The 13,094-nt window shown below is 50.1% G+C and carries 12 protein-coding genes and 1 tRNA gene; 10 read left to right on the top strand and 3 right to left on the bottom strand.

All coding sequences use genetic code 11. The annotated features are described in order from the left end of the window. Position 1 precedes the first annotated feature (1 nt). Positions 2 to 478 carry an FxsA family protein gene (locus tag GJ746_RS02120; protein ID WP_154678724.1) on the bottom strand — a complete coding sequence of 159 codons (477 nt, stop codon included), beginning with the start codon at positions 476 to 478 and terminating at the stop codon, positions 2 to 4. Between the two features lie 338 nt (positions 479 to 816). On the opposite strand from GJ746_RS02120, the gene aspA reads away from it, so the two are divergent. The 10 genes from aspA (at position 817) to GJ746_RS02065 (ending at position 10,942) form a co-directional block, all read left to right on the top strand. Then, a complete protein-coding gene (gene aspA, locus GJ746_RS02115; protein ID WP_154678723.1) occupies positions 817 to 2,253 on the top strand; it encodes an aspartate ammonia-lyase in 1,437 nt (478 codons plus the stop codon). Positions 2,254 to 2,371: 118 nt separating this feature from the next. Next, positions 2,372 to 3,673 (top strand): anaerobic C4-dicarboxylate transporter, encoded by a 1,302-nt coding sequence (locus GJ746_RS02110; RefSeq protein ID WP_154678722.1) that lies wholly within the window; start codon positions 2,372 to 2,374, stop codon positions 3,671 to 3,673. A 94-nt stretch (positions 3,674 to 3,767) separates the two neighbouring features. Beyond that, the gene (gene cutA / locus GJ746_RS02105) at positions 3,768 to 4,091 is read left to right on the top strand and encodes a divalent cation tolerance protein CutA (RefSeq protein WP_154682623.1); all 324 of its coding nucleotides are present in this window, start codon (positions 3,768 to 3,770) and stop codon (positions 4,089 to 4,091) included. After that, a complete protein-coding gene (locus tag GJ746_RS02100; protein ID WP_154678721.1) occupies positions 4,067 to 5,836 on the top strand; it encodes a protein-disulfide reductase DsbD in 1,770 nt (589 codons plus the stop codon). Before cutA ends, GJ746_RS02100 begins: the two co-directional genes overlap by 25 nt. Positions 5,837 to 5,871: 35 nt before the next feature. Next, entirely contained in the window at positions 5,872 to 6,447 is a 576-nt protein-coding gene (locus tag GJ746_RS02095) for a transcriptional regulator (RefSeq protein ID WP_154682622.1), read from the top strand. 68 nt (positions 6,448 to 6,515) lie between these two features. Then, positions 6,516 to 8,603, top strand: a complete 2,088-nt coding sequence (locus tag GJ746_RS02090) for a DUF1176 domain-containing protein (RefSeq protein ID WP_154678720.1) — start codon at positions 6,516 to 6,518, stop codon at positions 8,601 to 8,603. A gap of 115 nt (positions 8,604 to 8,718) precedes the next feature. After that, positions 8,719 to 8,794 (top strand) — tRNA-Phe (locus GJ746_RS02085). A gap of 503 nt (positions 8,795 to 9,297) precedes the next feature. Then, positions 9,298 to 10,086, top strand: coding sequence for a helix-turn-helix transcriptional regulator (locus tag GJ746_RS02075; RefSeq protein WP_413773426.1), 789 nt, complete (start codon positions 9,298 to 9,300; stop codon positions 10,084 to 10,086). A gap of 59 nt (positions 10,087 to 10,145) precedes the next feature. Then, positions 10,146 to 10,532: a VOC family protein gene (locus GJ746_RS02070; protein WP_154678718.1), complete on the top strand. Its 387-nt coding sequence runs from the start codon at positions 10,146 to 10,148 to the stop codon at positions 10,530 to 10,532. Further along, positions 10,532 to 10,942 carry an EVE domain-containing protein gene (locus GJ746_RS02065; protein WP_227852739.1) on the top strand — a complete coding sequence of 137 codons (411 nt, stop codon included), beginning with the start codon at positions 10,532 to 10,534 and terminating at the stop codon, positions 10,940 to 10,942. Before GJ746_RS02070 ends, GJ746_RS02065 begins: the two co-directional genes overlap by 1 nt. A gap of 341 nt (positions 10,943 to 11,283) precedes the next feature. On the opposite strand, the gene GJ746_RS02060 is transcribed toward GJ746_RS02065, so the two are convergent. Both GJ746_RS02060 and GJ746_RS02055 read right to left on the bottom strand, forming a co-directional pair. Further along, complete coding sequence (locus tag GJ746_RS02060; protein ID WP_154678717.1) at positions 11,284 to 12,204, bottom strand: DMT family transporter; 921 nt, start codon at positions 12,202 to 12,204, stop codon at positions 11,284 to 11,286. Continuing rightward, on the bottom strand, positions 12,191 to 12,580 hold the full coding sequence (locus GJ746_RS02055; RefSeq protein ID WP_154678716.1) for a hypothetical protein: 390 nt from the start codon (positions 12,578 to 12,580) through the stop codon (positions 12,191 to 12,193). The genes GJ746_RS02060 and GJ746_RS02055 overlap by 14 nt, the downstream gene beginning before the upstream one ends. Between the last annotated feature and the right edge of the window lie 514 nt (positions 12,581 to 13,094).

The raw sequence follows: 13,094 nt of genomic DNA, 5'->3' as shown, positions 1-13,094 counted from the left end.
TTTAATCGCGGCGATCGTCTTTATGATCGAGACGGTCGCGCTCATCGTCTTTACGCTGATATTCCCCTTCAAAGGTATCGCCGCCGCCCGTACCGGCGCTGAATCCACCGCCAGGCATCCGACTAAAGCGCAGATGCGGCATCAGTTTCACCGTCAGGTGTTTTTGCACCGGCGGCAACAGCAGCAGCAGACCCAGGAAGTCGGTAAAAAAGCCCGGCAGGAGTAACAGTAGACCGGCGATGATCAGCGATACGCTTTTGATCATCTCTGCGGCCGGGCTCTCCCCCGCCGCCATCTTCTGCTGCATCAGCATGAGGTTTTTGAAGCCCTGGTTTTTCACCAGCGATATCCCTACCACCGAGCTAAAGATCACCAGAATCAGCGTCAGCAGGACGCCAAGCACATGGGCGACCTGGATGAAGATCGATATTTCAATGTAAACGTATAAAAAAACGGCAATTAACGGAATCCAACGCACCGGCGTCTCCTTCATTAACAGACGCCTGCGTCGGCGACTGTAGTCATAGATGTGCTATTCGCATCAAAAAGATATTGGGCTAAAACGTCATTTTTCAATCGTATAAAAAGCTTATTTTTTTCAAGAATAGAAAACCGGTGACTCATTTCACAGATTAATAATTCTTATAGGATTCACTACATAATAAGTGATCAGGACGACTGATATTCGCTATCATCAGCATATGATCGTGGGCACCAGGCCGATTAAGGAAATAATCTGCGGCTAGAAAATGCGCTGGATCCCATAATTTCTGCGTATTTGGTGAATTCATAGGCAGCTTGAAAAAGAAGGTTCACATGTTAAACAACATTCGTATCGAAGAAGATCTGTTGGGTACCAGGGAAGTTCCAGCTGACGCCTACTACGGCGTTCATACTCTGCGAGCGATTGAAAACTTCTACATCAGCAACAACAAGATCAGCGACATTCCTGAATTTGTTCGCGGAATGGTGATGGTGAAAAAGGCAGCAGCGCTGGCTAACAAAGAGCTGCAAACTATCCCCAAAAGCGTCGCCAATGCCATTATCGCCGCGTGCGATGAGGTTTTGAATAACGGCAAATGTATGGACCAGTTCCCGGTTGATGTGTTCCAGGGCGGCGCGGGTACCTCCGTTAACATGAACACCAACGAAGTTCTGGCAAACATCGGCCTTGAGCTAATGGGCCACCAGAAAGGCGAATATCAGTACCTCAATCCTAACGACCACGTTAACAAATGCCAGTCTACCAACGATGCTTACCCAACCGGCTTCCGTATCGCGGTCTACGCTTCAGTCCTCAAGCTGATCGATGCGATTCATCAGCTTAGCGAAGGCTTCCAGCAGAAGGCGGTTGAGTTCCAGGACATTCTGAAAATGGGCCGTACCCAGCTACAGGACGCAGTGCCGATGACCCTCGGCCAGGAGTTTCACGCGTTTAATGTTCTGCTTAACGAAGAGACCAAATGTATTCTGCGCACCGCTGAGCTGCTGCTGGAAGTAAACCTCGGCGCGACCGCTATTGGTACCCGCCTGAATACGCCGGACGGTTATCAGCAGCTGGCGGTTCAAAAGCTGGCGGAAGTCAGCAACCTGCCGGTCGTACCTGCGGAAGACTTGATTGAAGCCACCTCCGACTGCGGCGCCTACGTGATGGTCCACAGCGCTCTGAAGCGTCTGGCGGTAAAACTGTCAAAAATCTGCAACGACCTGCGCTTGCTCTCTTCCGGTCCGCGCGCCGGCCTGAATGAAATTAACCTTCCTGAACTGCAGGCGGGCTCCTCCATCATGCCAGCGAAGGTTAACCCGGTAGTCCCGGAAGTCGTCAATCAGGTTTGCTTCAAGGTGATCGGTAACGATACGACGGTCACCATGGCTTCCGAAGCGGGCCAGCTGCAGTTGAACGTGATGGAGCCGGTTATTGGCCAGGCGATGTTTGAATCCATCCATATTCTGACTAATGCCTGTTACAATTTGCTGGAAAAATGCGTGAGCGGCATCACCGCGAACAAAGAGGTATGCGAAAGCTACGTCTATAACTCAATCGGCATTGTCACCTACCTCAACCCGTACATTGGCCACCACAATGGCGATATCGTCGGCAAGATTTGCGCCGAGACGGGCAAGAGCGTCAGGGATGTGGTGCTTGAGCGCGGGCTGCTGACCGCAGCGGAGCTGGATGATATCTTCTCAGCGCAGAACCTGATGCATCCGGCCTATAAAGCGAAGCGGTATACCGATGAAAGCGAACAGTAAGTTTTCAGAGTAAACTAACCACGGGCATGTCAGCGATGACATGCCTTTTTTGTTCTTATTGTTCTACTAAATTACAACAATTCAATATCAACTTGTTAATAAAACAAGGAAGGCATATATGTTTGGTGCAGAACTCGTTATTGTCCTGCTGGCTATTTATCTGGGAGCCAGACTCGGGGGTATCGGCATTGGTTTTGCCGGTGGCCTGGGCGTCCTCGTCCTGACCCTCTTTTTTCAAATTAAACCCGGCGCGATCCCCTTCGACGTCATTGAAATCATTATGGCGGTTATCGCCGCTATCGCCGCCATGCAGGTCGCCGGAGGGATGGACTACCTGGTCAGTCTCGCCGAACGTATGCTGCGGCGTCACCCCAAATACATCACCTTTCTCGCCCCGCTGGTCACCTGGTTTATGACCATACTGGCCGGAACCGGACACACGGCTTTCTCTACGCTTCCGGTGATCACCGAAGTGGCGAAAGAGCAGGGTATCCGCCCCTCGCGTCCGCTCTCTATCGCCGTGGTGGCCTCGCAGATTGCGATTACCGCCTCGCCAATTTCAGCAGCGGTAGTCTTCTTTGCCGGCATTCTTGAACCGCTGGGCGTCAGCTACCTCACCCTGCTGGCGATCTGTATTCCGGTAACCCTGATTGCCGTCATGCTGACCGCAATCGTCTGTAACTTCCTTGGCTGCGAGCTGAAAGACGACCCGGTTTACCAGGAGCGCCTGGCGAAAGGGGAAGTCAAACTGCGCGGTAGCCAGGTTTTCGAGCTTAAGCCGCACGCCAGACGCTCGGTGCTGCTGTTCCTGATCGGTATCGTCGCAGTGATGTTCTACGCCACCGCTATCAGCGATACCGTTGGCCTGATCCAGGACCCGGTCCTGCCGCGCAACGAAGCGATCGTGGTGTTTATGCTGACTATCGCTACGCTGATTAGCATCACCTGTAAAATCGACACCGGTGAAGTGCTCAACGCCAGCACTTTTAAATCCGGCATGAGCGCCTGCGTCTGCGTTCTTGGCGTCGCATGGCTGGGGGATACTTTCGTCAAAGCCCACATCAGCGATATCCAGACCGTGGCGGGCGACCTGCTGCACAACTATCCGTGGCTGCTGGCGGTCGTACTATTCTTCGCTGCGACCCTGCTCTATTCCCAGGCCGCAACCACTAAAGCGTTGATGCCTGCAGCGCTGATGCTGGGAGTCAGCCCTCTCACCGCCATCGCCTCGTTCGCCGCCGTATCGGCCCTCTTCGTTCTGCCGACCTACCCCACTCTGCTGGCGGCGGTCGAAATGGATGACACCGGATCCACGCGCATTGGCAAATACGTCTTCAACCACGCCTTCCTGATCCCGGGCGTGATCGCCATTACGCTGTGCGTGATCCTCGGGTTTATTTTTGGCGGCATCATGCTGTAAATCTCTTCAAATTCGGGCCAGATCCTGGCCCGTTTCGTTAATCCTCTCCATCTTGCGTGCTATAGTGCCTCTTTTCGCTGATACGAGGTTCATGATGACTACGCCTGATGCTGTTGTTGTACTCTGTACTGCGCCGGATGAAGCAACCGCCCAGGACCTGGCGGCCAAAGTGCTGGCGGAAAAACTCGCCGCCTGCGCCACTCTCCTGCCGGGGGCGACATCGCTTTACTACTGGGAAGGAAAACTGGAGCAGGAGTACGAAGTACAAATGCTGCTGAAAACCGATCCTGCCCATCAGCAGGCGCTGCTGGACTGCCTGAAGTCCCATCACCCGTATCAAACCCCTGAACTTCTGGTTCTGCCCGTTATTGACGGAGACAACGATTACCTCTCATGGCTCAACGCATCATTACGCTGATCCTGCTGCTTTGCAGCACATCGGCCTTTGCCGGATTATTCGACGCCCCCGGTCGTTCGAACTTTGTTCCTGCTGACCAGGCTTTTGCCTTCGATTTTCAGCAGAATCAACACGATTTAAATCTGACCTGGCAAATCAAGGACGGTTACTACCTTTACCGCAAACAGATCAAACTGACGTCTGCCGACGCGACTTTTACCGAGCCTGCGCTGCCATCAGGCGAGTGGCATGAGGACGAGTTTTACGGCAAGAGCGAAATTTACCGCCAGCGCCTGACCGTACCGGTAACCCTGACTCAGGCAGCCGCAGGCGCGACCCTTACCGTGACTTATCAGGGCTGTGCGGATGCCGGTTTTTGCTATCCGCCGGAAACCAAAATCGTGCCGCTCGGCAAGGCGCTTGCGCACTCCACTAACGGCGCTACGTCCGGGCAACCGAAGCTCAACCCGCCCCTGCCGCTGGAAACGCGCCCGGCGCTACCGGTAGAGTCTCCCGCAGATCTTCCGCCCATCACTTCGGGCAATAAGAGTTCCGACCTGCCCTTTAGCGCGCTGTGGGCGCTGTTAATTGGTATCGGCATCGCGTTTACCCCCTGCGTATTGCCGATGTATCCGCTCATTTCCGGCATCGTGCTAGGCGGTAAACAGCGTCTTTCTACCACCTGCGCGCTGCTGTTGGCGTTTATCTACGTGCAGGGTATGGCGTTAACCTACACCGCGCTGGGTCTGGTGGTCGCCGCTGCCGGTCTGCAGTTCCAGGCAGCGCTGCAGCACCCTTATGTGCTGATCGGCCTGTCAGTCGTGTTTATCCTGCTGGCGCTGTCGATGTTTGGTCTGTTTACGCTGCAGCTGCCTTCCTCGCTGCAAACGCGTCTGACGCTGATGAGCAACACGCGCCAGGGCGGCTCTCCCGGCGGCGTATTCGCAATGGGGGCGATTGCCGGATTAATCTGCTCACCCTGCACTACTGCCCCGCTTAGCGCCATTCTGCTGTATATCGCCCAGAGCGGTAATCTGTGGCTTGGCGGCGGAACTCTGTATCTCTACGCGCTCGGTATGGGGCTGCCGCTGATCCTGGTAACCGTATTCGGCAACCGCCTGCTGCCGAAAAGCGGCCCGTGGATGGCCCATGTTAAAACCGCTTTTGGCTTTGTGATCCTCGCATTACCGGTGTTTTTACTGGAGCGTGTCGTGGGCGATCTCTGGGGTCTGCGGCTTTGGTCATTACTTGGCGTCGCCTTTTTTAGCTGGGCATTTATTACTTCATTGGGCGCTACCCGCCCATGGCTGCGGATAGTACAAATAGCGATGCTCGCCGCGGCGCTGGTCAGCGCCCGTCCGCTGCAGGATTGGGCTTTTGACACCCCTGTAGCCCAGTTGCAGGAACATCTCCCGTTTACCCGTATCCATAATGTCGATGAGCTCAATCAGGCGCTGGCTCAGGCACAAGGTAAACCAGTCATGCTCGACCTGTACGCCGACTGGTGCGTGGCCTGCAAAGAGTTTGAGAAATACACCTTTAGTTCGCCTGATGTACAACAGGCCCTGAAAGATACCGTTCTGCTGCAGGTGGACGTCACGAAAAATAGCGCCCAGGACGCGGCGCTGCTGAAGCACCTTAAGGTGCTTGGCCTGCCGACGATTCTGTTCTTCAATGAGCAAGGAGAAGAACAGCCCGCGCAGCGCGTCACTGGGTTTATGGATGCCGCGGCATTCAGCGCCCATTTGCGCGATCGACAACCGTGAGCGACACTTTAGGAGGAAAAATGGAGGAGAAGACCGTGCAACGTGAAGATGTCCTGGGTGAAGCCATCCAAATCCTCGAAATCGAGGGTATCGCTAACACCACGCTGGAAATGGTCGCCGAGCGCGTGGCTTACCCGCTTAATGACCTCAAACGTTTCTGGCCTGACCAGGAGGCGCTGCTTTACGATGCGCTTCGCTACCTCAGCCAGCAGGTTGATGCCTGGCGCCGCCAGCTTTTACTGGACGAATCGCTAAGCGCGGAGCAAAAACTACTGGCGCGTTACGCCGCGCTGACCACCTGCGTCAGCAACCATCGTTACCCAGGCTGTCTGTTTATTGCTGCCTGTACTTTCTACCCGGACGCCCAGCATCCTATTCACCAATTAGCCGAACAGCAAAAGCAGGCTTCCCTGGCCTATACCCATGAACTGCTTAGCCAGCTCGAGGTTGACGATCCAGCTATGGTCGCAAAGCAGATGGAGCTGATCATCGAAGGCTGTCTGAGTCGTCTGTTAATCAAGCGTAGTCAGGCCGATGTCGATACCGCGCGCCGCCTGGCGGAAGACATTTTGCGTTTTGCCCAGTGCCGAATGGGCGGCGCCCTGACCTGATTCCGATATCTTAAGCGATTCATCGCGCATATAATTTCTCCTTCACCGATATGCTGACAGGGTTTTATATGCGCTCTCTTCTTTGGGTTGCGATTATGGGGCTGTTTTCAACACCGCTTCTGGCAGCCTCTCCGCAAGGTTTCTCTTTCGCGTATAAAGACTGGGAGCTCGCCTGCGATAACACCGGCACCTGCCGGGCCGCAGGCTATGGAGTAACCCTGGGCGAAGTCAGCGTGCTGTTGACCCGCAATGCGGGCGCGGCGCAGCACGTCATCGCTATGGCAACCTTCGCGCAAACCGAGCGCGATATTCCTCCCGACGCCACGGTAAATCTGTTCATTGACGATCGGGATAACGGTTCCCTTGATGCCGTCGATGAGAGTCATTTTCGCTTTGATGATACCCAGACGACTGCCCTGATTCAGGCCCTGGAGCGCAACGGCAAAATTGAACTTGTGCTTAACGGCGAGCGTAAGCTGCTCTCCAGCGCGGGCAGCAGCGCCGTCTTCCTGAAAATGGATGAGTTCCAGCAGCGCCTGGGCACTGCCGATGCGCTCTTACGTAAAGGCGACGCCGGCGATGACAACGTTCTGTTAGCGACACCCGCGCCGGAAATTATCGCCGCGCCGGTTGTCCCAAATGCGGCTACTGCGGAGCTAACGGCAAAACAGCGGCAGAAACTGCTTCCCCAGCTAGTTCCTCTGTTAAACAGCCGGTGTGATGACTGGCAAAACGCGGATATTCCGGCGTCTGAGCGCCAGCTCACCGCCACCGCTCTGGATAAAAACCATATCCTGGTTCAGGCGTTGTGCTGGCGCGCAGCCTATAACGACGGCTACGCCATATGGGTTGTCGACAAAGCGCTGCAGACGCAGCCTCAGCTGGTGACCACTGACGCCTCAAGCTATGCCGACGGTGTGCTTATCTTTTTTAATAAAGGCCGCGGCGTCGCCGACTGCATCAGCGGTGAAGAGCGCGTCTGGAATGGCAAAACGTTCGTGCAGAGCCTTAAATATACCACCGGCGCCTGCCGGGAAATCGCCCCCGGCGGAGCGTGGATGCTGCCTACCTTCGTCAACAAAGTGATTCCAGAACAGCAAAAAGACGCGGATAACAACGCGCTAAAGGCGTTATATAACGCCGTGTTAAAAGAGCAGAAGGTGAATCCTGAACTGGATCTCAATAAGATCGCCGAGCAGTTTCCCCTCACCGGTAATGTCAGCCATTTTACGCTGAGCTATGCGGACGACTCTTTGGTAACGACGACGAAGCCTGCAGCTGATATCAGCGATGATGAGTGGCAGGCGTTTCTGCAATCCGGTATCAGCGCCGACTCCGAAAACGGTAAGGTCAGCTTTACCCTGGTTGACCTCGATGGTGACGGCAGACGCGATTTGATTATCGACAGCTACGTCGGCGGTACCGGGCTCTTTAGCTATACCGGAATATTAAAACGCAGCGACAACGTTTTTGAGACAGTGAACAGCGACGATAGCGGCAATGGCGATGATTTTGACGCAGGCGTCCCCGGCGCAATCTATTCCCTTAACGGTCGCGGCGCCAACCAGTGGAGCCACTGGGTACGCATTAACGGCCAGGTTTATGCGCTGTGGTATAACGGCCAGTTTGGTGAAGATAATCTCTATCTATTGCGTCCATTTAGCGCTTCGAGCAGCACGCCGGCGGTAACGGTGCGCTATCGCTATACGCTCAATGACATCCGCTCGCCGGACAAAGACCAGCCGCTGACGCCCGCGCTAAGCGATAGAGAAAAATCAGATCTGCTGAAGTCGCTGGAGGTTATGCAGAGCAACCTGCTGAAAGATAAACCGCAGAGCGACAACGACGCGCCGATTTGCCCTATTCCGCCCGGTACGTCATCCGACGACGCGGACAGCTATTACAGCGGCGTAGCGTCTAATTATATTTATGAAACCGTGGCGTATATTCCGGTCTGGCTAAACGATAAATGTTTTATCGGCACTATCTTTAGCCATCATGGCGCCTATCGTCATGGCGTGGATGCAGAGATTGCAATCAGTTCTCCGCGCAATGACGAGGACGTGGTTGGCGACTACACGATATCCGGATTGCGCCGCGCTATCTCGGTGACAAGCGGGTGGAAAATCCGCGAAGGCGATAACGGAATGATGTAATTTTCAACAAAAAAGCGCCTTCAGGCGCAAAATTGCCGCAAAGTTAAGCAACCGATAGATTAATCGAGAAATTTGGTTGACGGAACGTACGGATTACGGTTTAATGCGCCCCGTTGCCCGGATAGCTCAGTCGGTAGAGCAGGGGATTGAAAATCCCCGTGTCCTTGGTTCGATTCCGAGTCCGGGCACCACTTATTCAGAGAACCCAGCCTATGGCTGGGCTTTTGCTTTTCTGCCACCGGACTCTCCATCGAACTCCGTTCGATTATTCGCCGCACAGCGGCTCACCCCTCCGGGGCCAGCGCGACAAGCACGCTGTTCAACGCCTCCGGCGTTAGTCCGAGTCCGGGCACCACTTATTCAGAGAACCCAGCCTATGGCTGGGTTTTTGCTTTTCTGCCACCGGACTCTCCATCGAACTCCGTTCGATTATTCGCCGCACAGCGGCTCACCCCTTCGGGGCCAGCGCGGCAAGCGCGCTGTTCAACGCCTCCGGCGTTAGTCCGAGTCCGGGCACCACTATTTAAAGAACCCGCCCAAAAGGCGGGTTTTTGCTTTTCTGCAACCGGAATCTCCATCGAACTTCGTTCGATTATTCGCCGCAAAGCGGCATTAAATCTCCCCCACCCCTATTCCTGCTCACATCTATGGCCAAAGGTGCTATCGCTTTTAAACCGCCACTTCACCAGACCTGATGGTAGACTCTATCGTACGCTCTGAACCGCATGTACTTCCTGACGTATCCCTGCAAACGATACCGATGATTCCTGAGGCTAAAATAAAACATATGACAAGAACCCAACGCCTTCTTGAGCTGATACAAATCCTACGTTCTCACCGCTATCCAGTGACTGCTGTGTTTCTGTCACAGGAACTGAATGTGAGCGTTCGCAGTGTTTATCGCGATATCACCACGCTTACCCAACAGGGAGCTGAGATTGAAGGCAGTGCCGGTATTGGCTATAAACTTAAGTCAGACTTCAATATTCCACCACTAATGTTTAATAAAAATGAAGTCGATGCTTTAATCCTGGGATTAAACTGGGTTATGCAAAACACAAACGAAGAATTAAATACCGCAGCGAATAACGTTATGGCAAAGATTCATTCGGTCCTCCCTGAATACCTTGCAAATGAAATAGATAATCACTCCCTACTTATCTCTTCAGACTTTGATCATAGGCATCACAACTATCTCAATGAAATACGAAAAGCAATAACCAGTCGGAATATAGTCAGGATTAATTACGCTGATAAAAATGACGTTATAACCTCAAGAGATATCTGGCCTGTTGCTTTAGGTTTCTTTGATACGTCGCGCATGCTGGCAGGCTGGTGTGAATTACGTCAGACATTTCGTAGTTTTCGTCTGGACAGAATTAAAGAGCTTACTGTCACTGAACGTCGCTATCCACAGACCCGACAGAAGCTTCTGAAAGACTGGAAAGAACACGAAAGTATTCCTCAAAAGAAAACCTACTGACAAAAACTGTCACGGCATTTAGCTATGATACCTCCGAACAACTAACAGAGGATAAAATCATGTTGACTGCCGATATTTCAATATTATATGTAAAAAACGTCATGGAAAGCAGTGATTTTTATGAATCATTGCTGGGTTGTAAACCAGTGGAAAAAAGCCCCACATTTGCTTTATTTGTCATAGGTAACAAATTTAAACTAGGCTTATGGTCATGCTATACCGTTGAGCCAGCGGTAAATGTAAATCACACCCCCAGGATTGCTACAGGTGAAATCGTTTTTACTGTTCAAAGTAAAGATGATATTGATGCCTTGTATAACGAGTGGTGTATAAAAAATAAAGTTACAGTCATTCAAAAACCAGTCACGCTTGACTTTGGTTATGCATTTGCAGTTATTGATCCTGATGGTCATCGACTTCGCGTTTGTGTTTTAGGGCCAGAATAATGAAATACTGGCTGGCAGTGGCCTGCGGAGAACATGTTGAGTATGGCTACACAGGTCATTTTATGCAGGTTTGCCATGGAAAAAGAGCGCCGTTGGCGCGAATGAAAAGTGGTGATGGAATAGTATACTATTCACCATCCATGAAGTTCATGAAAAAAGATCGCCTGATGGCATTTACCGCTATTGGGTATATTAAAGAGGGAGAAGTTTATCAGTTTGACATGGGGGACGGATTTGTCCCTTTCAGAAGAGATGTCAGATGGTTAAGTAATTGTAAATGTCCGATATCAAATATGCTGGACACCCTTGAATTCACATCAGGGAATAAAAACTGGGGATATCAATTGAGATTTGGCATTCTGGAGATATCCGGCCATGACTTTTTATCAATCCTCAATAAGATGAAGTAAATATAATAATTAATATCATATCAGCCTTTCAGGCCAGCACAAATTTTGTGCTGGTTTTTATCTGCGCATTATTAGATATCCAGATTTAAACCACAGATATACCCGTATTGTATGCAAAAAGCGATTACCGGACGCATCATACTCCCAACTAAACACTCCTTATCGTTCAATAATGGTCTTTATGCGTGACTGGGTTTAAAAATTGTGTGGCCAACTCCGTTGCGGTTACATCAAACTCAATTTGCTTAACCCTATCGGACAGCATCTCCCGCGCCACATAACGGTCATTATGGATAGTTACTTTTGAAGTGAATAAAAAGCCACTTGAAGTGGCTTTGAGGTTAAATAGCTTTCTTAAAACGACCTGAAGATAGCAGGCGTTCTATGATGTTGAACTCATGGAGGAAAATTGAAGCAAAAATTAATCCGCCCCCAGCTACTTGTGCCAGTGTCGGCTGTTGTCCAAGGATTAACAGGCTAAAAAGGATTGCAAAAACAGGTTCTGAAAGCTCTATCAACTGAACGGATTGGCTGGAAGTAAGAGTCAATGCTTTTGTTGTACACCAGAAACCACCAATTGTAGGCAGGATGGCGAGAAGTACCAATAGTGCGATGCTCCACAGGGTAAGAGACGAAATATCCACGGCTTTATCAAAAGGGATAAATAAATAGATTGAACCAAAAAAAAGAAGCGTGAACATCTGCGGTATACCGGCTCCGAAGTTGAGTTTGCGGGAAAGGAACAGGAATCCACCGTAACCCAAACCCGCTATGATGGCACAGATTAACCCTTCGTTTAATGCCATATTTATTCCCCCACCTTGCGCAAAAATAAGGTATAAACCGCAAAGGGATAAAACGATAGTAATCAATTCGTTAAATGACAACATACGTTTTTCAGCGACCGCTGATAATAAAAAGGAAAAAACAGTAGCGCTACCAAACAGAACAAATACAACAGTGGATACATTTGTCGTTGTGTAGGCTTTTGTTTCGAAATGATAAAGGATAAAAAAACCTAAGAATGCACATACTAATCCGACAATCCATTTAGACTTGATAAACTGAACTGCATGTTTTATCTTTCCTGAAAAAATTATCACTGCTAACACGATAAAAAGACCAATTAAGCATTTATAGAATGCTACCTCACTGGATGACAGGCCTGCCTGGAAAAGCTTTACACTCATTACGCCAACTGTGCCATTAAATATAGCAGCAAGAAGAGCATAAATGATCCCAATATATTTACCCGATTTCATTGTTAACCTTCATTTTATTTGCACTAGTAAAGTAATTGATGAAAACTTTGCGCCAAAGTGATGTTCTCCCCCTGGCGAAGAGAAAAGTACCACCCACGCTATCGTTTCGAAATTGATAGATAGGATCTTTTAGCATGATGCCATAAGCTTTCAGTAAGCGACAGAATCGGATATTAGGTATCAAATGGTGCATCAGGTGCATATGCTCAGCGTGCATACCAATAGATAAAGTTCCTTTTTCAAACACAATCAGGCACTTGTCACGTTGAATCTGTCTACATTGAAAGTTGATGGAATCAATCTCACTCATGACCTTAGATATTTTTGTATCAAACGGAAAATTAATTATTTTTCCTTTAATAGCTATCTCCGCCATATCTTTTCACTCAATATAATAGTCAAAAAGGACACTACGCCTTGTTCGTTGTAAAATTAGCGAGTTACATATCGCATAGAGAGTAAACACCTTATCAGCATTAACAATATGGCAACATAAGTTACAGTAGTTGAATGAGTGTGTACATTACTATTTCGCAGGGTTGTTTGTGACTGGAAATGTATACAGATATGGTTGTTAGAAGTTAACTCTAAATACAATCTTTTATATGGTAATAAAGCATTATTTAATGGTGGTTTTTAGTAGTTTGTCTTACAGATATCTGGCGTTAGCCATCAAAAACTAATACCTTTTAGCTATATATTAATAACGAGAGGGATTAAGTAACTTTTTAGTTAAGTACAGGGAGGTTGATACACAGTAGAAACTATTTGTATGTGTAATTAATGATAAATGACATGATTATGTCTAACCTCGGTCAGTTTCGTACTCAAACAGTGTGATTGATCAGCCAGTGCACTCGCCATGCGTGCATTACGTGAATGCCGTTATG

It is taken from the genome of Klebsiella oxytoca (assembly GCF_009707385.1).
Classification (GTDB): Bacteria; Pseudomonadota; Gammaproteobacteria; order Enterobacterales; family Enterobacteriaceae; genus Klebsiella; species Klebsiella oxytoca_C.
This window is presented reverse-complemented; position numbering and strand designations above follow the sequence as displayed.